This window comes from Thalassolituus sp. (genome assembly GCF_034111725.1).
GTDB lineage: Bacteria > Pseudomonadota > Gammaproteobacteria > Pseudomonadales > Oceanobacteraceae > Thalassolituus.
On sequence record NZ_JAWUWR010000081.1, the window covers coordinates 1 to 23,584 of the forward strand.

Annotated in this window: 22 protein-coding genes and 1 tRNA gene; 17 read left to right on the top strand and 6 right to left on the bottom strand. The window is 47.0% G+C overall.

The window, feature by feature from the left end:
* Window positions 1-1,666: carbamoyl-phosphate synthase large subunit (gene carB, locus UXZ23_RS13925; protein WP_320821165.1), on the top strand; the 1,666-nt coding region annotated here is incomplete at its 5' end.
* Window positions 1,667-1,698: 32 nt separating this feature from the next.
* Window positions 1,699-2,175: a transcription elongation factor GreA gene (greA, locus tag UXZ23_RS13930; protein ID WP_320821166.1), complete on the top strand. Its 477-nt coding sequence runs from the start codon at window positions 1,699-1,701 to the stop codon at window positions 2,173-2,175.
* 78 nt (window positions 2,176-2,253) lie between these two features.
* Here greA and UXZ23_RS15645 read toward each other — a convergent pair whose 3' ends face one another.
* On the bottom strand, window positions 2,254-2,478 hold the full coding sequence (locus UXZ23_RS15645; RefSeq protein ID WP_414491477.1) for a fatty acid desaturase: 225 nt from the start codon (window positions 2,476-2,478) through the stop codon (window positions 2,254-2,256).
* Between UXZ23_RS15645 and UXZ23_RS13935 the strand changes: the two genes are divergently transcribed.
* Window positions 2,418-2,645 carry a hypothetical protein gene (locus UXZ23_RS13935; protein WP_320821167.1) on the top strand — a complete coding sequence of 76 codons (228 nt, stop codon included), beginning with the start codon at window positions 2,418-2,420 and terminating at the stop codon, window positions 2,643-2,645. The genes UXZ23_RS15645 and UXZ23_RS13935 overlap by 61 nt on opposite strands.
* A 14-nt stretch (window positions 2,646-2,659) precedes the next feature.
* Here UXZ23_RS13935 and UXZ23_RS13940 read toward each other — a convergent pair whose 3' ends face one another.
* From UXZ23_RS13940 to UXZ23_RS13950, 3 genes are all read right to left on the bottom strand, one after another.
* A complete protein-coding gene (locus UXZ23_RS13940; RefSeq protein ID WP_320821278.1) occupies window positions 2,660-3,154 on the bottom strand; it encodes an acyl-CoA thioesterase in 495 nt (164 codons plus the stop codon).
* 155 nt (window positions 3,155-3,309) lie between these two features.
* On the bottom strand, window positions 3,310-4,428 hold the full coding sequence (locus UXZ23_RS13945) for a beta-ketoacyl-ACP synthase III (protein ID WP_320821168.1): 1,119 nt from the start codon (window positions 4,426-4,428) through the stop codon (window positions 3,310-3,312).
* A 153-nt stretch (window positions 4,429-4,581) separates the two neighbouring features.
* Entirely contained in the window at window positions 4,582-4,887 is a 306-nt protein-coding gene (locus UXZ23_RS13950; RefSeq protein WP_320821169.1) for a YhbY family RNA-binding protein, read from the bottom strand.
* 98 nt (window positions 4,888-4,985) lie between these two features.
* Here UXZ23_RS13950 and rlmE point away from each other — a divergent pair, with 98 nt between their 5' ends.
* From rlmE to pnp, 14 genes are all read left to right on the top strand, one after another.
* Complete coding sequence (gene rlmE / locus UXZ23_RS13955) at window positions 4,986-5,606, top strand: 23S rRNA (uridine(2552)-2'-O)-methyltransferase RlmE (RefSeq protein ID WP_320821170.1); 621 nt, start codon at window positions 4,986-4,988, stop codon at window positions 5,604-5,606.
* 73 nt (window positions 5,607-5,679) lie between these two features.
* The gene (gene ftsH, locus UXZ23_RS13960) at window positions 5,680-7,602 is read left to right on the top strand and encodes an ATP-dependent zinc metalloprotease FtsH (RefSeq protein WP_320821171.1); all 1,923 of its coding nucleotides are present in this window, start codon (window positions 5,680-5,682) and stop codon (window positions 7,600-7,602) included.
* A gap of 107 nt (window positions 7,603-7,709) precedes the next feature.
* The gene (folP, locus tag UXZ23_RS13965; protein WP_320821172.1) at window positions 7,710-8,552 is read left to right on the top strand and encodes a dihydropteroate synthase; all 843 of its coding nucleotides are present in this window, start codon (window positions 7,710-7,712) and stop codon (window positions 8,550-8,552) included.
* A complete protein-coding gene (glmM, locus tag UXZ23_RS13970; RefSeq protein ID WP_320821173.1) occupies window positions 8,545-9,879 on the top strand; it encodes a phosphoglucosamine mutase in 1,335 nt (444 codons plus the stop codon). Before folP ends, glmM begins: the two co-directional genes overlap by 8 nt.
* 97 nt (window positions 9,880-9,976) lie before the next feature.
* A complete protein-coding gene (gene tpiA / locus UXZ23_RS13975) occupies window positions 9,977-10,720 on the top strand; it encodes a triose-phosphate isomerase (RefSeq protein ID WP_320821174.1) in 744 nt (247 codons plus the stop codon).
* 27 nt (window positions 10,721-10,747) lie between these two features.
* A complete protein-coding gene (secG, locus tag UXZ23_RS13980; RefSeq protein WP_015487832.1) occupies window positions 10,748-11,146 on the top strand; it encodes a preprotein translocase subunit SecG in 399 nt (132 codons plus the stop codon).
* A 20-nt stretch (window positions 11,147-11,166) separates the two neighbouring features.
* A tRNA-Leu gene (locus UXZ23_RS13985) sits at window positions 11,167-11,252 on the top strand.
* A gap of 268 nt (window positions 11,253-11,520) precedes the next feature.
* Window positions 11,521-11,979 carry a ribosome maturation factor RimP gene (gene rimP, locus UXZ23_RS13990; RefSeq protein WP_320821175.1) on the top strand — a complete coding sequence of 153 codons (459 nt, stop codon included), beginning with the start codon at window positions 11,521-11,523 and terminating at the stop codon, window positions 11,977-11,979.
* A 22-nt stretch (window positions 11,980-12,001) separates the two neighbouring features.
* Window positions 12,002-13,498 (top strand): transcription termination factor NusA, encoded by a 1,497-nt coding sequence (nusA, locus tag UXZ23_RS13995; protein ID WP_320821176.1) that lies wholly within the window; start codon window positions 12,002-12,004, stop codon window positions 13,496-13,498.
* Between the two features lie 26 nt (window positions 13,499-13,524).
* Window positions 13,525-16,062 carry a translation initiation factor IF-2 gene (infB, locus tag UXZ23_RS14000; RefSeq protein WP_320821177.1) on the top strand — a complete coding sequence of 846 codons (2,538 nt, stop codon included), beginning with the start codon at window positions 13,525-13,527 and terminating at the stop codon, window positions 16,060-16,062.
* 88 nt (window positions 16,063-16,150) lie between these two features.
* Entirely contained in the window at window positions 16,151-16,549 is a 399-nt protein-coding gene (rbfA, locus tag UXZ23_RS14005; RefSeq protein WP_015487828.1) for a 30S ribosome-binding factor RbfA, read from the top strand.
* A gap of 21 nt (window positions 16,550-16,570) precedes the next feature.
* On the top strand, window positions 16,571-17,545 hold the full coding sequence (gene truB / locus UXZ23_RS14010; protein WP_320821178.1) for a tRNA pseudouridine(55) synthase TruB: 975 nt from the start codon (window positions 16,571-16,573) through the stop codon (window positions 17,543-17,545).
* A gap of 84 nt (window positions 17,546-17,629) precedes the next feature.
* A complete protein-coding gene (gene rpsO / locus UXZ23_RS14015; RefSeq protein WP_015487826.1) occupies window positions 17,630-17,899 on the top strand; it encodes a 30S ribosomal protein S15 in 270 nt (89 codons plus the stop codon).
* Between the two features lie 201 nt (window positions 17,900-18,100).
* The gene (gene pnp / locus UXZ23_RS14020; protein ID WP_320821179.1) at window positions 18,101-20,203 is read left to right on the top strand and encodes a polyribonucleotide nucleotidyltransferase; all 2,103 of its coding nucleotides are present in this window, start codon (window positions 18,101-18,103) and stop codon (window positions 20,201-20,203) included.
* A gap of 72 nt (window positions 20,204-20,275) precedes the next feature.
* Here the strand turns inward: pnp and UXZ23_RS14025 are convergent, their stop codons facing one another.
* Both UXZ23_RS14025 and UXZ23_RS14030 read right to left on the bottom strand, forming a co-directional pair.
* Window positions 20,276-21,373 (bottom strand): TauD/TfdA family dioxygenase, encoded by a 1,098-nt coding sequence (locus tag UXZ23_RS14025; protein ID WP_320821180.1) that lies wholly within the window; start codon window positions 21,371-21,373, stop codon window positions 20,276-20,278.
* Between the two features lie 115 nt (window positions 21,374-21,488).
* Entirely contained in the window at window positions 21,489-23,177 is a 1,689-nt protein-coding gene (locus tag UXZ23_RS14030; protein ID WP_320821181.1) for a S8 family serine peptidase, read from the bottom strand.
* Window positions 23,178-23,584: the final 407 nt, after the last annotated feature.

Below are 23,584 nucleotides of genomic sequence, written 5' to 3' on the forward strand. Positions count from 1 at the left end.
AAAAATGGGTATTCGCCCAGTTTATAAGCGTGTGGATACTTGTGCGGCTGAATTCGCCACTGACACTGCTTACATGTACTCAACGTACGAAGAAGAGTGTGAATCGAATCCAACGGATCGCGAAAAAATCATCGTACTGGGTGGCGGTCCTAACCGTATTGGTCAAGGTATTGAATTCGACTATTGCTGTGTACACGCAGCATTGGCAGCGAAGGAAGAAGGGTACGAAGCCATCATGGTGAACTGCAACCCTGAAACGGTATCTACTGATTACGATACTTCTGATCGTCTATATTTTGAGCCTGTTACCTTAGAGGACGTGCTTGAAATTGTTGATAAAGAAAAACCGAAAGGCGTAATTGTTCAGTACGGTGGTCAAACGCCGTTGAAATTAGCCGAAGAACTAGAAGCTGATGGTGTACCTATCATTGGTACGTCTCCAGAGTCGATTGACCGTGCAGAAGATCGTGAGCGTTTCCAGCAAATGATTCAACGCTTAGGTTTGAAGCAGCCGGTTAACGCGACGGTAACGTCAGCAGATCAAGCCGTTATTAAGGCTGCTGAGATCGGCTATCCATTGGTTGTTCGTCCGTCCTATGTACTGGGTGGCCGTGCCATGGAAATCGTCAATAACGAAGCCTCGTTGCGTCGTTACATGACCGAAGCTGTGAAAGTATCAAATGAATCGCCAGTGTTGTTGGATTACTTCTTGAATCGCGCAGTGGAAGTCGACATCGACGCTATTTGCGACGGCGAGCAAGTCGTGATCGGTGGCATCATGCAGCACATCGAGCAAGCGGGCATTCACTCTGGTGACTCTGCGTGTTCTTTGCCCCCGTATAGCCTACCAGCTGATGTTCAAGACGAAATGCGTAAGCAGGTTGCTGCTATGGCATTGGAATTGGGTGTCGTTGGTTTGATGAATACTCAGTTGGCTTGGCAGGACGGTGAGATTTATGTGATTGAGGTTAACCCTCGTGCATCACGTACTGTGCCGTTCGTGTCGAAGTGTATTGGTCTGTCATTAGCAGCTATTGCTGCGAAAGTAATGATGGGCAAGACTTTGAAAGAATTGGGCTTTACCAAAGAAATCGTGCCGCCTTACTTCTCAGTAAAAGAAGCGGTGTTCCCGTTCAATAAGTTCCAAGGCGTGGATCCAATCCTCGGCCCTGAAATGAAATCGACCGGTGAAGTGATGGGCGTTGGTAAGACCTTCGGCGAAGCTTTCTTCAAAGCACAGTTGGGTGCTAGCGCAAGCTTGCCAAACACTGGTCGCGTCTTTATATCGGTGCGTGATGCAGATAAAGCGGGTGTGGTTGAAGTCGCTAAAGGCTTTATCGAACGTGGTTTTTCTCTGATTTGTACCGATGGTACATGTCGTGTGCTGAAGGCTGCTGGTGTTGAGTGTAGCCGTGTGAATAAAGTGACCGAAGGTCGTCCACACATTGTCGACATGATTAAAAATGATGAAATCGCATTAATCGTGAATACCACTGATGGTTCACAAGCAATTGCAGACTCTGCGGATATTCGCCGCAGCGCACTACAACACAAGGTTTACTACACCACCACATTGGCTGGTGCTGAAGCGGTTGTAGAAGGTCTGCGTTCTGATGGCTTGAAAGAAGTCCATCGTTTACAAGAGCTGCATGCAACCATCGTTTGATGGTTGCTGCGATATTTTAAAGGGAGAGCACAATGCAGAAATATCCCATGACAGTTGAAGGCGAAGCAACATTGCGTGCCGAGCTACAACGTCTGAAGACGATTGATCGTCCACGGGTTATCGCTTCAATTGCTGAAGCTCGTGAGCATGGTGATTTAAAAGAAAACGCCGAATATCATGCTGCGCGTGAGCAGCAAGGTTTTATCGAAGGGCGTATTCAGGATATCGAAGGCAAGCTGTCTAACGCTCAGGTAATTGATATTAAATCGATTCCTCACAGTGGTAAGGTTTTGTTTGGTACTACTATCACCATTATCAACTGTGCGACTGATGCCTCTGTGGTGTATCGCATTGTGGGTGAAGATGAAGCGGATATTAAAGCGAATCGTATTTCTGTTTCTTCTCCAATTGCGCGTGCCTTGATTGGTAAAGAGGAAGGCGATGTTGTGACAGTGACGATTCCGAGTGGCACAGTCGAGTACGAAATCGAAGAAGTACAGCATATCTAATGTTGATGTGTTGAATAAAAAAGCCCGCTATGCGGGCTTTTTTATTGAGATTTTTGAGCGAGTTTATTTGCTAGTCGCTTATTTATTGGATGCGGCTAAACGCATTACTTGCCAATATGACGGAGGATTTGGCACCGCTTTATGCTGTTGCAATAAGCGATGTAGTCTAGGTAGTTGCCAGTAAGGCACCGAAACGAGTGCGTGGTGTTCAATATGGAAGTTGACATTGAAGGGGGCAAATAGTGCTCTCGTGGCTTGACGATTATGCGTCGAAAAATTTGCAGGACGCAGCCCGAGAGTCATTCTTGATCGGTGATAAAGTATTGCACGAAATTGCTTATGACCCCCGTTTACCGGGGGAAATGATCAATAGTGCTAGTCGCCAAAACATGATCGAAACCATGATTCATTTTAACGCTGTTGGCAGGGCTATTTGGTCGGAACTCATAGACAAGGTTGGCAACGACTAGCATCTTAGGCAAGTTTAAGGGCAGCGCACCATAGGTAGGTCATCTAAATCTGAACCATCGTCGCGCTCAATGACCTTCATCATTTCTTGTAGACGCTGACGCGCTTGGCGACGTTTAACTGCCTTGTTGTAGCGACGAATTTGAGTTTCGTCTTTAAGTTCTAATTCCGGGACTGGTGTTGGCGTATTGTTCTCGTCCATCGCCACCATCGTGAAATAACAGGTATGCGTATGCCTTACTGTTTTTTGGCGAATGTCTTCTGCGATCACTTTGATACCAATTTCCATTGAAGTACGACCGGTGTAGTTAATAGTCGCAAGAAAGGTGATCATTTCACCAATATGAATTGGTTGTTTGAAGAGTACGTTATCGACCGACAGGGTTACAGCGTATTGACCGCTAAAACGCATTGCGCAGGTATAGGCAACTTTATCGAGGAGCTTAAGTAATTCGCCACCGTGCATATTGCCAGAAAAGTTGGCCATATCAGGTGTGACCAATTCGGTCATTTCAGTTTGGATAATTTGCCCCACAGCGACATCTCCTGAGGTGATTGAGAGCGCGGATTTTGACAAGTTTTTTACAGGTTGAAAGGTTTATTTTACTTATGTCTAGAATGTCTGCGAAAAATGCCCCTAAATTGGGACATTGATCGACTTATGGATCAAACTTTTTCTACTAGTAAACTACCGATTGAATACCCAGCACCAAATGAGCAGATCAAGCCTTTCTCACCTTTTTGGATATCCGCCTTGTTTCGATGGAAGGCAATCACTGAGCCTGATGAAGCGGTGTTGGCAAATTCATCCAGCACAATGGGGGTTTCTTCCGGCTCGGGCATACGGCCTAATAATTTCTTAGCCGCAAACATGTTCATAGTTAGGTTAGCTTGGTGTAACCACATGCGTTTGAGTTGGCTAGCGTCTAAGTGGTTTTCAGCGAGTTGCTCAGAAATAAAGTTAGTGACTAGAGGTAGTAGCTCTTTAAATACGCGCTTGCCTTGTTGGCTGAAAAACGCACGATCTTCTGGCAAATTATCGAAGCAATGGTCGGTATAGTTGCCGTCGCAGCGAATATTGTCGGAAAATTGAGTAAATTGCTTGGTATTTAAAATACGGAAAGCGCTATCTGAAGTGCAGGTTTCTTCAGACTCAATAATCACAGCAGTAGCAACATCACCAAAAATAAAGTGGCTATCGCGCGACTTTAGATTGACTTGTGGTGTGGTGAATTCTGGATTTACTACGATGGCACATTTCGCCAGTCCCGCTTTTACCGATGCGTAAGCTGAGATCAAACCAAAGGTTGCTGAGGAACAGGCAATTCCCATATCGTACGCAAAACCTTTAATTCCTAGTTTTTCCTGAATTTCAACGGCAATTGAAGGATAAGCGCGTTGGTGATTGGTGGTTGCCACAATCAGCATATCGATGTCGGCGGCAGTTTTACCCGCTTGTGCCATCGCTTCTTTTGCTGCGGCAATCCCCATCGTCACGCATTCTGGTTCATCGCCTTCAAAGCTTGGTTTGAAGCGCGGGTGCATCACCGTTGGATCTAACATGCCTTCTTTATGCATGGCATAGCGTGATTTGATACCAGATGCTTTTTCAATAAATTCGCTACTTGATGTTGGCAAGGCTTCTACTTTGCCCATCTCGATTTGTCCCGCATGCTCGTCATTGAAGCGATTGACATAGCTGTTGTATGCATCAACTAATTCATCGTTGGTGACGGTGTAAGGCGGAATGAATAGGCCTGAGCCGGAAATAACAATCTGAGACATGACGATAGGAAACCTTTATTTTTAATGCATTATCCCCCGAACTGAACGGGGTTCCAACACTCATTGCCGTCAGTGCTGGAAGTTGTCCTAAAATGAGGGATGCGCCGCACCAGCGCTCACCTCGTTAATGCTGATAATTGTAACAGCAATATTTTATAAGCGTTTTAAATTCGAAAGATTCGGTTTTGCCTTTGGATTACGACGTATGAGTAACGCCGTGTTACCAATTTGTTGTACCAATTCTGCTTTCGAAATTTTTAGTACTTCGGCAATCACTTCTTTCTTTAATTCGCGGTCACCAACAGAAACTTTGATTTTAATCAGTTCGTGGTCGTTTAGAGCACGATTAAGTTCCTCGATGACACCTTCCGTCAGACCATTGCTGGCGATGGTCACAATCGGGTTTAACTGGTGGCCAATGGCCCGGTATGCTTTACGTTGTTCGTTGCTTATAGCCATATCGATTCGGTCGCTATGTGGTTCGGTGTTAGAATCCTGTTGCGACGTCGGGGCCGCTACGGCCCGATAGTATACCTGACCCTGGAGCAAACACCGCTATGGCGCGATCAAAAACGAGTGCAGACTGGCTAAAAGAGCATATGGACGATATTTATGTGCAAAAAGCTCAGCAAGATGGTTACCGCACACGTGCCAGTTATAAGTTAATAGAATTAGATGACCGCGATCAGTTGTTGCGCCCGGGCATGACCGTAATTGACCTAGGATCGGCTCCTGGCGGTTGGTCGCAGGTAGTCGCACAGCGCCTTGGTGATAAGGGGTTAGTGATCGCGTCGGATATCCTACCGATGGATGCTATCGCTGATGTAACCTTTATTCAGGGGGATTTCACCACAGATGAGGTTTTTGCTGAGTTATTAACGGCGATTAATGACCGCCCTGTGGACCTTGTAATTTCTGATATGGCACCCAATATGAGTGGTATGGCCTCCATTGACCAACCAGGCGCTATGTATTTAGTAGAGCTTGCGCTCGATATGGCGCGTCAGGTTTTGAAGCCCAATGGCACTTTTGTTGCCAAAGTGTTTCAAGGTGAAGGATTTGATGAATACCTTACGGATGTTCGCTCTTGTTTTACAAAAGTGTTGATTCGTAAACCGAAAGCATCGCGCCCACGTTCGCGTGAGGTGTACATTGTGGGTAAAGGTTTCCGTCCTTAGCGAATGCTTGCTAAGCTAAGGGCAATAAATCGGCTGGGGCTGTTCCAGCCAGACTAAAGAGGTGGTGCCGCGCATGGCAAAGAATTTCATATTGTGGGTAGTTATAGCTGCTGTCTTAATGATGGTATTTCAAAGCTTTAACCCAACGACTCGCGGAACTGAGCTGTCGTATTCTGATTTCATGAAAGCCGTCCAAAATGGTCAGGTTCAATCTGTCACCATTTCTGGTCAGTCCATCACGGGCAAACAGAAATCGACGGATCAGCGTTTTGAGACTGTTTTACCAGCCTTTGATGACAAGCTGATGGATACCTTGTTGGCAAATAATGTTGACGTTGTCGGCGAAAAGCCAGAGAAGCAAGGTTTCTTGTCGCAACTCTTATTGGCGTCGTTGCCGATTCTCATCATTATTGCCGTGTTTATGATCTTCATGCGTCAAATGCAGGGCGGTGGTTCTGGACGCGGTGGCCCAATGGCCTTTGGTAAAAGCAAGGCTAAGTTGCTGAGCGAAGATCAGATTAAAACGACATTTGATGATGTTGCTGGCTGTGATGAAGCCAAAGAAGATGTAAAAGAATTGGTAGAATTTTTACGCGATCCCGGCAAGTACCAGCGTCTTGGTGGTCGGATTCCACGTGGTGTATTGATGGCGGGACAACCGGGTACAGGTAAAACCTTGTTGGCAAAAGCGATTGCTGGTGAAGCGCGCGTTCCTTTCTTCTCTATCTCGGGTTCAGATTTCGTAGAGATGTTCGTTGGTGTCGGTGCATCTCGTGTGCGTGACATGTTTGAACAAGCTAAGAAGCAAGCACCTTGCATTATTTTTATCGACGAAATCGATGCCGTAGGCCGCTCACGTGGTGTCGGCATGGGCGGTGGTAACGATGAACGTGAACAAACACTGAACCAATTGTTGGTTGAGATGGATGGTTTTGAAGTTAACGACGGCATCATTGTTATTGCCGCCACTAACCGTCCTGATGTTCTAGACCCTGCGTTGTTGCGCCCTGGTCGTTTTGACCGTCAAGTAGTTGTAGGCTTACCGGATATTCGTGGCCGCGAACAAATATTGAAAGTACATATGCGTAAAGTGCCGATTGGTGATGATGTTAATGCCTCTGTATTGGCACGTGGCACGCCAGGCTTTTCGGGTGCAGATTTAGCCAACTTGGTTAACGAAGCGTCTTTGTTTGCTGCTCGTGCCAACCGCAACACCGTTGGTATGGAAGAATTTGAACAAGCAAAAGACAAGATCCTTATGGGGGCCGAGCGCAAAACCATGGTCATGTCGGAAAAAGAGAAAACCAACACGGCGTATCACGAAGCAGGTCATGCCATTGTTGGTCGTATCGTGCCTGAGCATGACCCGGTTTATAAAGTGTCGATTATTCCTCGTGGCCGCGCCCTTGGTGTGACTATGTTCTTACCGGAAGAAGATCGTCACTCAATCAGTAAACGTGGTATCGAAAGCAATATTTGTTCTTTGTACGGCGGTCGTATTGCTGAAGAGATGACGTTAGGCAAAGACGGGGTGACAACTGGTGCCTCTAACGATATTGAACGTGCAACGAAATACGCTCGTAATTACGTTACCAAGTGGGGCCTATCCGACAAACTAGGTGCTCAGTTGTATAGCGAAGATGAGCAAAACAGTTATTTGGGTAGCGCGGGTGGCGGTCAGATGTCTCACCTGTCTGATGATACGGCGCGTATCATTGATGCAGAAGTCCGAAATCTTCTCGACACGTGTTATCAACGTTCGGTGAAGATTCTTGAGGAAAATCGCGAGAAGTTAGAGATGATGAAAGATGCTTTGATGGAATATGAAACCATTGATGCTGACCAAATCGACGACATCATGGAAGGGCGCAAGCCTCGTCCGCCTAAATCATGGACAGATACGGGTTCCGGTCCGTCTGCTCCTGCAGAGGCAAGTCGCGATATGGCTAAAGAAGACGATGATTCGGTCGGTGATCCGGCGAGTGAGCAAAGCTAAGTAGTTGTTGGCTGAAGAAGGCGGCTTTTAAGCCGCCTTTTTTGTTGGCTTCGATTGTATAAGTCACCTTAACTATTCGAATTAGCTAATTCAAGAAGGACGATACATTGCGCTTACAGTGTGGCCAGCGGCAGCTGGATTTATCAGCGCCGCGAATAATGGGTATTTTAAACGTTACCCCTGATTCGTTTTCTGACGGTGGTTTGTTTGTTCACCCTGAGCAAGCGTTACGACATGTTGAGCAAATGATCGCTGATGGTGCGGCGATTATCGATGTCGGTGGCGAATCTACTCGTCCGGGAGCCGAACCGGTTACGACGACCGAGGAATTGCAGCGCGTAATTCCCGTGATAGAAGCGATTGCTCGTGAATTTGATGTTGCCATATCGGTTGATACTAGTAGCGCCGCTGTGATGCGTGAAAGCGCAGCGGCTGGAGTGCACATAATTAATGATGTGCGTTCTTTTCGTCGTGATGGTGCGTTAGCGGCGGCCGTTGCCAGTGGTTTACCGGTGTGTTTAATGCATATGGTGGGTGAGCCAACGAATATGCAAAATAATCCCCATTACGATGATGTGGTGAGTGATGTTGCTGATTTTTTGCAGCAACGTGCAGATGAGTGTGAGCAGGCTGGGATTAGTAAGGATCGTATTTTAATAGATCCCGGTTTTGGCTTTGCTAAGACCTATGAGCATAATTATCAGCTGCTTAATCAATTAGAAAAGATTACAGCGCTTGGTTATCCACTGCTTACTGGATTGTCGCGCAAGCGCATGATTGCTGCAGCTATTGGTGGACATTCTAGTCCAGAAGATCGGGATATTGGTAGTGCAGCAGCAGCGTTGTTGTGTGTATTAAAAGGTGCGCGGATTATTCGTGTGCATAACGTAAAAGCGACAGCCGATGCTGTCAGTGTATTGCAAGCCACTCTAGGAGAGGGCAATGAGTAGAAAGTATTTTGGTACAGATGGCGTTCGCGGTCGAGTTGGCGTTGCGCCGATTACTCCGCAATTTATTATGCATCTGGGATGGGCTGCGGGTAAGGTGTTTGCGCAGCAAGGCAAAAGCCGCATTTTAATTGGTAAAGACACGCGAATTTCCGGCTATATGTTTGAGTCTGCTTTAGAAGCTGGGCTTTCGGCGGCTGGCGTTGATGTCGGTTTATTGGGGCCTATTCCAACGCCAGGTATTGCCTATTTAACCCGGACTTTCCGTGCGCAAGCCGGTATTGTGATCAGTGCCTCGCACAATCCTTATTACGATAATGGTATTAAGTTTTTTTCGGGTGACGGCACTAAATTGCCAGACGAAACTGAATTACAAATTGAGTCCTACCTTGATTTGCCGATGGACTGTGTCGAGTCGGATAAATTGGGCAAGGCCGTGCGTATCAATGATGCGGCGGGTCGATATATCGAATTTTGCAAAGGCACAGTGAACTCCCTCAATTTACGCGGCCTACGCGTGGTGCTGGATTGCAGCCATGGTGCTACTTATCAAATTGCACCGGCCGTATTTTCTGAATTAGGGGCTACTGTTATCACGATTGGTAATCAGCCCAATGGCATGAATATCAACGATGGTGTCGGTTCAACGTCGCCAGAAGGGTTGCGCGCTAAGGTATTGGAAGAAAAAGCCGACCTTGGTATTGCCTTCGATGGTGATGGTGATCGCGTTATGATGGTCGATCATCTGGGTGAGTTAGTCGATGGCGATCAATTGCTGTTTATTGTAGCTACTCATGCTCAAGAGCAAGGCCGTTTAAAAGGCGGTGTGGTTGGTACGCAAATGAGTAACCTAGGTCTTGAATTAGCCCTAAAAGAGCAAGGTGTTGAGTTCTTGCGTGCGAAAGTCGGTGATCGCTACGTCATGCAAATGCTAGCAGAAAATGGTTGGCGTTATGGTGGTGAATCATCCGGTCACTTATTGTGCTTGGATTCGAATAGCACGGGTGATGGTATTGTTTCAGCGTTGCAGGTGTTGCTGGCATTACGTGATACCGGAATTGGTTTGCACGAGTGGCAAAAACGTATGAGTAAAATGCCACAAACCATGATCAACGTGCATCGCAGTCGCAATATTGATGTGATGAGCGATGCAACGATTCAGGCAGCGATTGCTTCTACTGAGAAAAAGCTAGCCAGTCGCGGGCGCGTATTATTGCGCCCTTCAGGCACTGAGCCGTTGGTTCGCGTTATGGTCGAAGGGGAAGATCCAGTGGTTACCCAATTGTTAGCACAAGAGTTGGCAGAAGTGGTTGAGCGGGCATTAGCCTAACTACTTTCACCCTAAGATGCTCCAATTAGCGGCTCTGGCTTGTCTATGAGGGGCATCTTAGATAGTATCTGCGCTCTTTGAATTTTGAGGGGACCCCATGCGTCGTTTACTGGTAGCCGGTAACTGGAAAATGAATGCCTCTGTCGCCATGACTGAGCATTTGCTGTCCGCGATCCGTGATGCCGCGATCGACACGTGTGATGTGGCTGTTTTTCCGCCATTCCCTTACTTAGCCTTGGCTCAAAGTACCATCGCCGAAGCGCCAATCGGTTTGGGTGCACAAACTTGCAGCCTAGAACAAAGTGGCGCGTTTACGGGCGAAGTTGCGGTATCGATGTTATCTGAATTTCAGGTTGCTATGGTACTGGTTGGGCATTCTGAGCGACGCAGCCTGTTCGGCGAAACAGATAAAATTGTTTTGTTGAAGACATTGCGTGTACTTGAGCAAGGTATGACTGCGGTTGTGTGCATCGGCGAGACGCTAGAAGAGCGCCAAGGTGGTCATGAGCGTGAAGTGGTTGAAGCGCAATTGCGTTTGCTACTTGATGAATTATCAGATGAGCAATGGCAGTCGGTTGTGTTGGCGTATGAGCCAGTATGGGCAATCGGCACGGGTGAAACAGCAACGCCAGAACAAGCACAAGCGATGCATCGCTATATTCGTAGCTTGTTGCAGCAGCGTAATGCTGATATTGCGAATAAAACACAGATTTTGTATGGCGGCAGCGTAAAAGCTGCTAATGCGGCGGAGTTATTCTCCCAACCGGATATTGATGGTGGATTGGTCGGCGGTGCCTCGTTGGATGCCAATGAATTTCTTGGAATTTGTCGAGCTAAATAAAACTCGATAACGATAAATAGGTAGGTTATGGAACAAATTATTTTAATCGTTCACATTGTATTGGCGCTTGGTATCGTCTTTTTTGTGATGATTCAGCAAGGTAAAGGTGCGGACGCAGGTGCTTCTTTTGGCAGTGGTGCATCGCAAACCGTGTTTGGTAGCCAAGGTTCCGGTAACTTTTTAAGCCGCTCAACTGCGATCCTAGCGACCGCATTTTTTGTGACGAGCTTGGGCTTAGCTGTATTTGCTAAGCAGCATGCAACAAAAGCATCTGATTTAGGTATTCCAAGCCAAGAAGTGATAGAAACACTTGAGCAAGATACCCCTGTTGTGGAAGAATACGCGCCGTCTGTTGATGCGCCGGAATTAGACGCATCAGTATCTGGCGAGGCGCCGGAAGTAGAGACGCCTGAACAGACGAAGTAATCGTCTAGCAGGATTGCAGTGCGGATGTGGTGGAATTGGTAGACACGCCATCTTGAGGGGGTGGTGAGCATAGCTTGTGCGAGTTCGAGTCTCGCCATCCGCACCAATTATTCTAAAAAGGCGAACCTAGTTCGCTTTTTTTGTTTAATACGCCTATAATGCGCCAGCTTTGAAGAGCATATCAAAGAGCCCCTCCAGTCAGGGGCTTTTTAGTAAATGCACTTCCCGGTGACTCAAAAAACCGGATAGCGGTGAAACGTCACAGAAGTCTGCGTTAAGCGGGCTTCAGTCTGCGTAAAAGCAGTAGCGGACTGGGCACATGTTGCCCAGTTTTTGTTTGTGTTGGGAGAGAATTTCTCCCGCAGGAGTTAGGCTTGTCAAAAGATACACAGTTAACAGAAATGATTGGCCCGGTGGTCGAATCTATGGGTTTTGTCTACTGGGGACTTGAGTTTTCAGCTCAGGGCCGTCATTCGCTGTTGCGTGTTTTTATTGATCACGAAGATGGCATTAACGTTGATCATTGCGCGAGCGTCAGTCGGCAAATTAGTAGCGTCTTGGATGTTGAAGATCCTATTACGCAGGAATATACCCTAGAGGTATCATCTCCTGGTATGGATCGTCCACTGTTCACAATAGAGCAATACGTTGCTTATACAGGTCACATTATTGATGTGCGCCTGCGTATGCCGTTTGATGGCCGTCGTAAATTTAAAGGTCAGTTGGTTGGTATCGAAGAGCAAGATATCGTGATGCGTGTAGACGATCATGAATATTTGCTACCTATCGAACTAATCGATAAAGCTAATGTTGTTCCACAATTCAAGGACTAAGGTTGCAGAGCGAGGCTAGAAGATGAGCAAAGAAATTCTCCTGGTCGCGGAAGCGGTATCCAATGAGAAGGGCGTTTCAAAAGAAATTATTTTTGAAGCAATTGAATCGGCCCTGGCAGCGGCTGCCAAGAAGCGTTATGACGATGAAGACGCTACCATCCGCGTTGATATTGACCGTAAAACCGGCGATTACGAAACATTCCGTAGTTGGTTAGTGGTTAGTAATGATGTAGTTCCTGGATTGGGTGATGAATTGACCCTGCAGGAAGCACACGAAATTGATATAAATCTGCAACCTGGTGATACCTACGAAACTCTTGTGGATAATCCAGATTTCGGCCGTATTGCTGCCCAAGCGGCAAAGCAAATTATCGTACAGAAAGTACGTGAAGCTGAACGTGCGCAAATTGTTGAACAATACCAGCATCGCGAAGGTGAACTGATTCACGGCACCGTGAAAAAAGTAACACGCGATAACGTGATTGTTGATTTGGGTAATAACGCCGAAGGCCTATTACCAAAAGAACATTTAATTGGTCGCGAAATTATGCGCATGGGCGATCGTGTTCGCGCCATTTTGCATTCTGTTCGCCCAGAAAATCGTGGTCCTCAATTAATGTTAAGCCGCACAGTGCCGGCCATGTTAATCGAATTGTTCCGTATTGAAGTGCCTGAAATCGCTGAAGAAGTGATTGAAATTAAAGGTGCTGCTCGTGATCCAGGTTCACGCGCCAAAATCGCTGTTAAATCTAACGATAAACGTATCGACCCAGTCGGTGCTTGTGTTGGTATGCGCGGTGGTCGTGTGCAAGCTGTTACCAATGAACTTGGTGGTAATGAGCGTATAGATATTGTCCTTTGGGACGACAACCCAGCGCAGTTGGTTATCAATGCGATGGCACCTGCTGACGTTACTTCCATCATTATGGATGAAGAAACGAACAGTATGGACGTTGCAGTGGCTGCCGATAACTTGGCGCAAGCCATCGGCCGTGGCGGTCAAAATGTGCGTTTGGCATCCGAGCTGACTGGCTGGGAAATCAACGTCATGACCGAAGAGCAAGCCTCTGAGAAGCAAAACGAAGAAGCCTCTGGTTTCATCGATAACTTCATCAATGTGCTGGATTTGGATGAAGACTTCGCCACTTTGTTGGTTGAAGAAGGCTTCACCACTTTAGAAGAAATTGCTTATGTACCAATGGAAGAGATGCTCTCCATTGATGGCTTAGATGAAGACGTTGTTACTGAATTGCGTAATCGCGCAAAAGATGTGCTGCTGACTCAAGCAATTGCTTCTGAAGAAAAATTGGAATCTGCAGAGCCTGCAGAAGACCTTCTTACAATGGAAGGTATGGATAAGCATTTAGCGTTGGTACTTGCCAGTAAAGGCATTTGTACGATGGAAGATCTTGCCGAGCAATCCATCGATGACCTGCTGGATATTGAGGCGATGACTGAAGAACAGGCTGCGAAGCTGATCATGACAGCACGCGCGCCTTGGTTCGAAGGCAACGACTAATCACTCGCTCGGCATAGGAGATACGTATGGCTGAAGTAACGGTAAAAGAACTCGCCGACGTGGTAGGGACTAGCGCACAGCGCTTATTGTCCCAGATGAAAGAAGCGGGGTTGCCACAGACGGCTGAAAACCAAAAGGTTTCAGACGAGCAGAAGCAGTCACTGTTGCTGTTTCTGAAAAAGAGCCACGGCGAAGAATCAGGTGAACCTAAAAAAATCACTTTGAAGCGTAAAGTAACGACCACGTTAAAAACGGGTCAGGGCGGCAAAAAAGCGGTCTCTATTGAGGTTCGCAAGAAGCGCACTTACATGAAGCGTGATGAAGTCGATCCTGCAGTTGAAAAAGCGCGCTTAGAAGACGAAGCGCGTTTAGCATCAGAAGCACAAGCCGCAGCGAAAGCAGCAGTATTGGCCGTAGAAAAGGCAGCAGAAGATGCTAAAACAACAGCAGCTCCAGTAGTTGCTGATAAGCCAGTAGCGGCTGAGCCAGCGACGAAAGCATCAGAGCCAGTAGCGAAAGCGAAAGTTAAAGCGAAAGAAAAAGCGCCTGCACCTGAAGATGCAGCGCAGAAGCGTGCCGAAGCCGAACTTGCTCAACAGCGTTTGGAAGAATCACGTAAAAAAGCCAAGGGCGGCGAAAAGAAACGTGTTGATGATAAGCCAGAAAGTCGTTTCAACGACGGTGGCAGCCAAGACAAGAATCGTCCGCGTCGTGCTAAAACTAAGCTTAAGAGCAACCGTAGTTCATCTTCACGTCATAACCAAAATGCGAATAATGAGCACGCATTTACGCGTCCTACCGCACCGGTTGTGAAAGAAGTTGAATTACCAGAAGCAATTACGGTTGGCGATCTGGCATCTAAGATGTCGGTTAAAGCCGGTGAAGTGATCAAAGTGCTGATGAAGATGGGCGTTATGGCGACCATTAACCAAACGCTTGATCAAGACACTGCAACCTTAGTGGTTGAAGATATGGGTCACACTGTTTCTAAGTTAATTGCTGATAACGCTTTAGAAGTAGCCGTAACTGAATCGGTTAACTACAGCGGTGACGAGTTACCTCGCGCTCCTGTCGTAACGGTAATGGGTCACGTTGACCATGGTAAAACGTCATTATTGGATTACATTCGTCGTACCCGTGTTGTACACGGCGAAGCGGGCGGTATTACCCAGCATATTGGTGCTTACCACGTTGAAACTGATCACGGCATGGTGTCCTTCTTGGATACTCCAGGACACGCGGCGTTTACCTCTATGCGTGCTCGTGGTGCTCAATCAACTGACGTTGTTATTCTTGTTGTTGCCGCCGATGACGGCGTGATGCCACAAACAGAAGAAGCCGTTCAGCATGCGAAAGCGGCTGGCGTGCCGATTGTTGTTGCGATCAACAAAATGGATAAAGAGAGCGCCGATCCAGAACGCGTAAAGAGCGAACTGGCCGGTCGCGATGTATTGCCAGAAGACTGGGGCGGTACTGTGCCATTCATTCCAGTATCAGCGCATACCGGTATGGGCATCGACGAATTGTTAGAAGCCGTTTTACTGCAAGCTGAAATTCTAGAATTGAAAGCGCACTTTACAGGCCCAGGCCAAGGTGTTGTTGTTGAATCGCGTCTTGATAAAGGCCGCGGTCCAGTAGCTACTCTGTTGGTACAGAACGGTATGCTGAAGAAAGGCGACATCGTTTTAGCGGGTACTTGCTATGGTCGCGCTCGTGCATTATTGGACGAGAATGGCGAACAAACTGCTGAAGCCGGTCCATCAATCCCAGTAGAAATTTTGGGATTGAACGGCACGCCTGAAGCGGGTGACAACTTTATGGTTGTTGAAAGTGAGAAGAAGGCACGTGAAGTAGCTGAATTCCGCGAATCTCGCATGAAAGAGATTGTTCAACAGCGCCAGCAAGCTGCTAAGTTGGATGCCTTGTTCAGTGGTATGGGTGCCGACAAAGTTGAAAGCCTGAACGTGGTGCTAAAAGCAGACGTTCGTGGGTCGCTAGAGGCCTTGATTAGTTCCTTGCAGAAGCTAGGTACTAGTGAAGTTAAAGTGAATGTTGTTTCGTCTGGTGTCGGTGGTATCACTGAAACTGACGTAACCCTCGCCGTTGCTTCGAGCGCAGTGGTGTTTGGTTTTAACGTACGTGCTGATAATGCAGCGAAGCGTATCGTTGAAAACAGCGGCATTGATATGCGTTATTACAGCGTAATTTACGATCTGCTTGATGATGTTAAACAAGCTATGGCTGGTTTGTTGGCACCTGAGTTGCGTGAAGAAATTACCGGTATTGCGGAAGTGCGTGATGTATTTAACTCACCTAAGTTCGGTCAGATTGCTGGCTGTATGGTGACGGATGGTACTATCTATCGTAACAAGAAAATCCGTGTTCTACGTGACAACGTAGTTGTGTATGAAGGCGAATTGGAATCGCTACGTCGTTATAAAGACGATGTACAAGAAGTACGTAACGGCATGGAATGTGGTATCGGCGTGAAGAACTACCAAGACGTTCGCCCTGGCGATCAGATCGAAGTGTTCGATGTGCGTGAAATCGCACGTACGCTATAACACTCGGTTGTTGTAAACCAAAGCCCGGCCATGCCGGGCTTTGGTGTCTCTGAATGACAGAGTTAAAGCTCTGCAAGGAAAACCAAAAATGCCAAAAGACTTCAGTCGTACCTCGCGTCTGGGTGAACAGATTCAACGTGAAGTAGCGCGTATGATTCAATTCGATATGAAAGATCCACGCCTTGGCTTGGTGACTTTAAACTATGTAAAAGTTGCAAAAGACCTAGGGTATGCCGATTTGTATTTCACGGTAATGGGCGCTCGCGGCGAATCGGATGCTGAAATTCGTACTCAAACCTCACGTATTTTAAATGATGCCGCCGGTTATTTGCGTAGCGAGCTAGCGCGTATTTTAACCACGCGTGTCACACCGCAATTACGTTTCCATTACGACGAAAGTATGGATCGTGGCCACCATTTAACGGGTCTGATTAAACGTGCAATGGCAGAAGATGCGCTGCACGAAAAAGACAGCGATAAAGATTAACGAAATACGTTTAGGATAGGCATGGGCAGAAACAGCTCTCGACGCAAAAAAGGCCGTGATATTAGCGGTATTATCGTGGTGAATAAGCCTTATGGGGCGAGTTCAAATAACGTACTGCAGCAAGTAAAAACGCTGTTCAACGCCAATAAAGCCGGCCATACAGGTGCGCTTGATCCGTTAGCAACAGGGTTGTTGCCTATCTGTTTAGGTGAGGCAACCAAGTTTTCGCAGCTGTTATTGGAATCCGATAAAGCTTACGACACTACCGCGACCTTAGGTGAAATCCGTAGCACCGGTGATGCCGAAGGCGAGGTGCTAAAACAAGCATCAATTCCGGTGTTGGTTGAAGACGATATTGAAGAAATATTGACCAAATTCCGTGGCGATGTTGAACAAGTCCCTCCGATGTTTTCGGCACTCAAATTGGATGGTAAGCCGTTATATAAGCTCGCCCGTAAAGGCGTGATGAGCGATGAGGAAATGCGTGCCGTTGCTGAAAAGAAACGCCGCACGATTCAGATTAACTCCCTAGTCTTAAATGAGTTCGGTACGGATACGATTCAGCTATCGGTGGAGTGCTCAAAGGGTACTTATATACGTACCTTGGTTGAAGATATCGGTGAAGCCATTGGTTCAGGTGCTTATGTGAGCCGCCTACATCGCACTCAATCAGGCCCTTATCATGCTGAGCAAATGGTGACGTTGGAGGAGTTGGAGCGTATCGCTGAAGAAGGTGGCGAAGCCGCTTTAGACGCGTTACTTCTACCGGCTTATACGGCGTTGCCAGAAAGTTGGCCGAAAATTGAACTAAATGAAGCCGATGCCACGAAAATCCTACATGGACAAGCCGTCAGTACTGGCTTAAAGGACACGCCTTCAGTACAATTATGGGCCGTTGGATCTGGTGTTTCTGAATTGCTTGGCATTGGCCGCATCAAAAACAAGGGGATTCGCCCGCAACGCTTGTTGCAGGAACGAATTCCTAAACTAGACTGACCTCTGCCGTAGGCAGACTGCATACCACTGTTAATGTGCACGGTGGTGATGTAATGAAACGCACATTCTTAGGAGTTATGACAGATGGCATTATCTGCTGAAAAGAAAGCTGAAATCGTAAAAGAGTATCAAACTGCTGAAGGTGATACTGGTTCTCCAGAAGTTCAAGTTGCTTTGTTGACGTTCAACATCAACGGCCTACAAGGTCACTTCAAAGACCACAAGAAAGATCACCACTCAAAGCGCGGTTTGATCCGCATGGTAAACCAGCGTCGTAAGTTGCTGGATTACTTGAAAGGTAAAGATGCGAACCGTTACTTAGAGCTGATCAAGCGCCTAGGTCTGCGTCGCTAAGATGCCTTCAGCAAAAGCCCCTCGGGGCTTTTGTTGTTTCTGGCTTATCACGACTCAACTATTTATTTAATCGCGTAGACTGTGGTGCCAACCCCACAAATGATTGTGGTGGTGCTTCTACCTATAGTTTCTTCGTAAGAAATCATAGGTAGAAGTACCGGCAGTAGCGCAAAGACTTTAATCCAAAGGAAGCCTTTATTAATGAGCAACAAACCTGTCGCAAACATTAAAACATTCGAATTCGGCGGTCAGACCGTCACGCTAGAAACTGGTCGTATCGCCCGTCAAGCAGACGGCGCAGTATTGGCAAGCATCGGTAAGACTCAAGTATTAGCTGCTGTTGTTGCAGCAAAATCGACCAAACCTGGTCAAGATTTCTTCCCTCTTTCTGTTCACTACCAAGAAAAAATGTACGCCGCTGGCCGTATTCCTGGTGGTTACTTAAAGCGTGAAGCGCGTCCATCAGAAAAAGAAACTCTGACTTCTCGTTTGATCGACCGTCCAATTCGTCCTTTATTTCCAGACGGTTTCATGAACGAAGTTCAGGTTATCCTGACCGTTATGGCCTCTGAAAAAGACGTTGATCCAGATATCTGTGCCATGATTGCAGCTTCTGCAGCCTTGTCTATTTCTGGTGTACCTTTCAATGGTCCTATCGCTGGCGCACGCGTTGGCTTCGTTGAAGATCAAGGCTACATGTTAAACCCAACATACAGCCAGCTAGAAGATTCATTACTAGACATGGTTGTAGCGGGCACGAAAGACGCCGTTCTTATGGTTGAATCTGAAGCCGACGAACTGACTGAAGATGAAATGCTAGGTGCAGTATTGTTCGCACATAACGCATTCCAGCCTGCCATTACAGCGATTGCTGAATGGACTGCTGAATTGAATGTACAGCGCTGGGATTGGACTGCAGAAGCTAAAAACATGCCGTTGTATGACGCTGTTAAAGCTCAAACTGCTGCTGCAATCAGCGAAGCCTATACTATCTCTGACAAGATGGCGCGTTACGGCAAGCTAGATGAAATCAAGAAAGAAGCGGTTGCTAAATTAGCAGCGGCTGAAGGCGAAGAAGGTTTCTCTGCTGATGAAATCGCTGACATGATTGGCGAATTGAAGTACGAAATCGTACGTCAACGTAGCGTTGATGGTCATCCACGTATCGATGGTCGTGATAATGATACTGTTCGTGGTTTAACCATCGAGACGGGTGTTCTTAACACCACTCACGGTTCTGCATTGTTCACCCGTGGTGAAACTCAGGCAATCGTTACGACGACGCTTGGCTCATCGCGTGATGCGCAGATGATCGACTTCCTGCATGGCACTAAGACTGATCCATTCTTGTTCCACTACAACTTTCCTTCTTACTCAGTAGGTGAGTGTGGTCGTATGAGCCCTCCGGGTCGTCGTGAAATCGGTCACGGTCGTTTGGCTCGTCGCGGTATTCAAGCCATGATGCCGTCACATGATGAATTCCCGTATACCATTCGTATCGTATCTGAGATTACTGAATCTAACGGTTCGTCTTCAATGGCGTCTGTTTGTGGTGCATCTTTGGCGCTGATGGATGCTGGTGTACCGATCAAAGCTCCTGTTGCTGGTATCGCGATGGGTCTGATCAAGGAAGGCGATAAGTTCGCAGTTCTTACCGACATCTTGGGTGACGAAGATCACCTTGGTGATATGGACTTTAAAGTTGCTGGTACAGATGAAGGTATCACTGCATTGCAGATGGATATCAAGATCGAAGGTATCACTGAGCAGATTATGGAAATCGCTCTAGAAAAAGCAAAAGCGGCGCGTTTGACCATCCTTGAGCAAATGAACGCTGTTATTGCTGAGCCTCGCACAGAATTGTCTGCCAACGCACCGACGATGTCGGCGATGCGCGTACCGTCAGACAAGATCCGCGACGTGATCGGTAAAGGTGGTGCGACTATTCGTGATATCACCGAGAAAACCGGTGCATCAGTTGATATCAGCGATGACGGCTCTATTAAAATCTTCGCAGCTGATAAAGCTAGCGCAGACGCCGCTATTGCTATGATCCAAGCGATCACTGCTGAAATCGAAGTCGGTATTACTTACGAAGGTAAAGTCAGCAAGATCGTTGATTTCGGTGCCTACATTACCGTACTTCCTGGTAAAGATGGTTTGCTGCACATCTCTCAGATCAGCGAAGATCGTGTAGAGAACGTGGCTGACTTCTTAACTGAAGGCCAAATGGTGAAAGTTCATGTCATGGACGTTGATCCAAAAGGTCGTGTTAAGTTGACCATGAAGGGTGTTGAACAATAAGTTTAACGCTCGCATGAAAAAAACCGCCCTAGTGGCGGTTTTTTTATGCCTACTTAATAATGGCTGAGAGTTTTACGCTACGGCTTGGCCATTCAATGTTTGCTCAACCATGTGCTCGGTGGAGTTGAATGGGTTCGCTTGAATTTGTACCAGCTTACGGTTGCCTTGTTCGCCGTTCATACGCCAGTGACCAATACGAACGTTATCAATAAAGGCGACATCGCCTTTTTCCCATTCCATCAGCGTTGCGCGATTAAAGATGCTAGCAAAGAACTCGTATTGTTCTGCTTCCGTCCAATTCAGTGAGTCGCCTGCTTCGTTAGCTAAATCCCAAGTGAGATTCATGCTTTCAGCAACGTTATCTTTTTTAAAGTCGCCACGGTTCGTGAATATTTCCTTCGCCGCAGCATGTACTTGGGTATTCGTGTTGCGCGCAAACGCCCACGGTTGAACACAAATAGTCTCGGTATTAGGTATTTTGCATGCGGCAGGGCAAGGCTTTGATGTCATGACAGCATAACCATCCGAGCGCAGCGTTACTTTTAATGGGCTTTGCTTTAATAGTTGGCGATCAAACCAATTTAATTTACGCGCACTGACATAGGAAAACGTATTCCAACCCTGACGGAATTTTTGTTTCAGTGGTTCCGATAAATTCTCATACACAGAGGCAAGATCCACCATACCCGTTTCGGCCAAGTAGGGAGATGGCTCAAAGCAGCACAGGGCAAGATAACGTGATCGCTCTACTAAGCCACCGCCTTCAACGTGCGGACCTTGAATCGTGTCCTGAACCGGCCCAAGTTGCACCGTCGCTGTACCTAAATAACGACGGTAGTCGCCAGCACCGAGTAGTTTTTCTGAGTATTTTCTTAAACAATTGGCAATGAATTTTGGCGTGCCTTTAGCATTAAAAGCATTCCATGCTTCGAATCCCATTCCTTGGGTTACTAAATTGTGAAAATCTTCATCGAGTAATGCTTTCGAAAAACCACGAAACAAGATGCCACCACGTTCAGTGATCTTTGCCTCAAAATACGCTTTGTGATTCTGCAATATCGTTAAAAGTTGATCTTTATAGTCAGTACTTTGTGGCGTAAATATGGTTAAAAACTCGTGACTGTTGTCTTCTTTTACCAAGGATTGAAGTGGCAAGTCAGTAGAGCTCATATTGGTTTCCTATGGGTGATCATATTTTTATTAGTATTATTAGTTCACCGCGACCGAACGTCAGTCGCTAGTGAACCTGCATGGGTAGAGTATTTCATCCACCCAAGTGTTCATTTTATTGCAGTTCTTCCTGCTGCAATGTCGCGCCAATCATTGCGCCGCGATTACTTACAACGCTATCGGTGACGGTTAATGTCCAAGTTCCGGCAGATGCAGCGGCACCTGTCACACGGTAAGCAGAGGTAGTACCGTTTTGTCCCATGCGAGTTAAGGTGAACTGCGCATTATCAGGCGTTTTAGCAACCACGGATAACTCCGCATGGTTAGGATGATCAATGATGACCACTAACTCAATATTCTGACCGTCGTTATTAGTCGTAATATTTACGTTGGTCACGCCATCAATGTTGCGCCATGGTGTGCTGCGGGCATCGGCTAAAGCAGTTACGCCTGATGTCCTGTAGCTTACTGTTTCCCATGTCTCGACTGGAGTTATTCCTCCAGAAATATAGTTTACAGCGGCTTCTGCATCGACAATACCGGCGCCACAACCAGAACATGTGCCAGGAAATGCCCGTGCCGTTGCTTGTAACGCATCTGTAATTTCTGTCACTGTTGCGTTCGGATTGGCTGAGCGCATCAGTGCGACAACACCAGCGACATGGGGTGTTGCCATTGATGTGCCTTGATACTCTGCGTAGGTGGCGCCTGTGCTTGTACGAGTTCCACTGTCTATCGTGCTTAAAATACCATAATTGCCACTACCACCTGGTGCAGCGATATCAACAATATCACCGTAGTTTGAGTAGCTTGCGCGCGCACCATCACGTCCAACCGCCGCCACTGTAATCACATTATTACAGTTAGCAGGGGTAGAACCGCTGGCATTAACGTTTTCATTGCCTGCGGCAACGACGACGACAGCACCGACATTAACGGCTTCATTAACGGCATCTTGCATATACGTCGAGCAATTACCTGCGCCACCTAAGCTCAGGTTGATGACATCGGCAGGCTGACTATTGATAGTTGTTCCAGCAACTGCTGCACCGGATGCCCAAATAACCGCATCGGCGATATCCGATAAATAACCACCGCAAGCGCCTAAAGCACGCACGGGAACGAACTTAGCATCGGGAGCGACACCGCTAATACCGGTTGCGTTATCGTTAATAGCCGCCGCGATTCCGGCAACATGAGATCCATGCCACGATGAATCACTGGTGTAACCGCACATCCGATAGTTGGAGTAGTCGCCTTCGTCGCGGGCATCTTCATCGCGCCCATTGCCATCTCGGGCGGTACTGGCTGTAGATATCATGTCGTAACCAGCCAAGCGGTTGGCATCTAAATCTGGGTGATCAATATAACCTGTATCCACGACAGCAATGACGGCACCGCTTCCCGTAGTGATATCTTGCGATGCTTGCGCATTGATACCAGCCGCATCCTCAAATAAAGCCCACTGCTGGCTGTAATACGTGTCGTTTGGTACTAAGGATGCGTAAACACGAATGTCATTTTCAACGTAGTCAACGAACGGCAACTCTTGCAGACGGGTAATCAAATTATTGAGTTTTGCATCGCTATCGGGCACGTCGATTACCCAGCGACGCGCATCAAGCATTTGACGCTTAACCGTTAGGGTTGGAAAATCGGCTATTAGTCGATCGGCTAGTTGGCTTTCGCCATGTTTAGTGGTGATGATCAACTGACCCGCATGACTGGTCGCTGATACGCCAGCAGCTGCGATGACGAGTGCTGCGCATAGCAGTTTACGCGAAGACTTAATCGTATTTTGCATTGAGACATCCTGTTACTTCAAAAATAGATTATGAAGATTCAACGCAAGTGCTGAATTTTCGGTGGCAATAACACTCGTTCTAAGCCGTTAAGTACATATTCATTTTGAGCCAATCAGGCCTGCAGCAAGGCTTTCATTGCATTTTGCGGACTGGTTCATCTTTACAATGTGCGAATTAGCTTAAAATCCAAGATCAAAGATTGTAATTCAGTATTCTAACGAAATAGGTGAATAGTTTGGCTGAAAAAGTAGGTGATTTGGCTTAGATTACACATTGGCCGCCCATGTCCTATGCTACAATCGGCAGAAACAAGCGTTCGAGACTATGATTAATAGGCACCGCCGCATTACTAGATATTACTCTCGTTAGAAAAGCGTAGTGGTTACGCAGTATTGATGCCCCAGGG

Bases quoted from the DNA above. Each gene is read 5' to 3' on its own strand.
- UXZ23_RS14030 (WP_320821181.1), bottom strand. From the start codon at position 23,177: ATGCAAAATACGATTAAGTCTTCGCGTAAACTGCTATGCGCAGCACTC.
- nusA (WP_320821176.1), top strand. From the start codon at position 12,002: ATGAGCAAAGAAATTCTCCTGGTCGCGGAAGCGGTATCCAATGAGAAG.
- UXZ23_RS14025 (WP_320821180.1), bottom strand. From the start codon at position 21,373: ATGAGCTCTACTGACTTGCCACTTCAATCCTTGGTAAAAGAAGACAAC.
- tpiA (WP_320821174.1), top strand. From the start codon at position 9,977: ATGCGTCGTTTACTGGTAGCCGGTAACTGGAAAATGAATGCCTCTGTC.
- UXZ23_RS13940 (WP_320821278.1), bottom strand. From the start codon at position 3,154: ATGACCGAATTGGTCACACCTGATATGGCCAACTTTTCTGGCAATATG.
- rbfA (WP_015487828.1), top strand. From the start codon at position 16,151: ATGCCAAAAGACTTCAGTCGTACCTCGCGTCTGGGTGAACAGATTCAA.
- rlmE (WP_320821170.1), top strand. From the start codon at position 4,986: ATGGCGCGATCAAAAACGAGTGCAGACTGGCTAAAAGAGCATATGGAC.
- glmM (WP_320821173.1), top strand. From the start codon at position 8,545: ATGAGTAGAAAGTATTTTGGTACAGATGGCGTTCGCGGTCGAGTTGGC.
- rpsO (WP_015487826.1), top strand. From the start codon at position 17,630: ATGGCATTATCTGCTGAAAAGAAAGCTGAAATCGTAAAAGAGTATCAA.
- UXZ23_RS13950 (WP_320821169.1), bottom strand. From the start codon at position 4,887: ATGGCTATAAGCAACGAACAACGTAAAGCATACCGGGCCATTGGCCAC.
- greA (WP_320821166.1), top strand. From the start codon at position 1,699: ATGCAGAAATATCCCATGACAGTTGAAGGCGAAGCAACATTGCGTGCC.
- UXZ23_RS13945 (WP_320821168.1), bottom strand. From the start codon at position 4,428: ATGTCTCAGATTGTTATTTCCGGCTCAGGCCTATTCATTCCGCCTTAC.
- UXZ23_RS15645 (WP_414491477.1), bottom strand. From the start codon at position 2,478: ATGACTCTCGGGCTGCGTCCTGCAAATTTTTCGACGCATAATCGTCAA.
- ftsH (WP_320821171.1), top strand. From the start codon at position 5,680: ATGGCAAAGAATTTCATATTGTGGGTAGTTATAGCTGCTGTCTTAATG.
- pnp (WP_320821179.1), top strand. From the start codon at position 18,101: ATGAGCAACAAACCTGTCGCAAACATTAAAACATTCGAATTCGGCGGT.
- truB (WP_320821178.1), top strand. From the start codon at position 16,571: ATGGGCAGAAACAGCTCTCGACGCAAAAAAGGCCGTGATATTAGCGGT.
- infB (WP_320821177.1), top strand. From the start codon at position 13,525: ATGGCTGAAGTAACGGTAAAAGAACTCGCCGACGTGGTAGGGACTAGC.
- secG (WP_015487832.1), top strand. From the start codon at position 10,748: ATGGAACAAATTATTTTAATCGTTCACATTGTATTGGCGCTTGGTATC.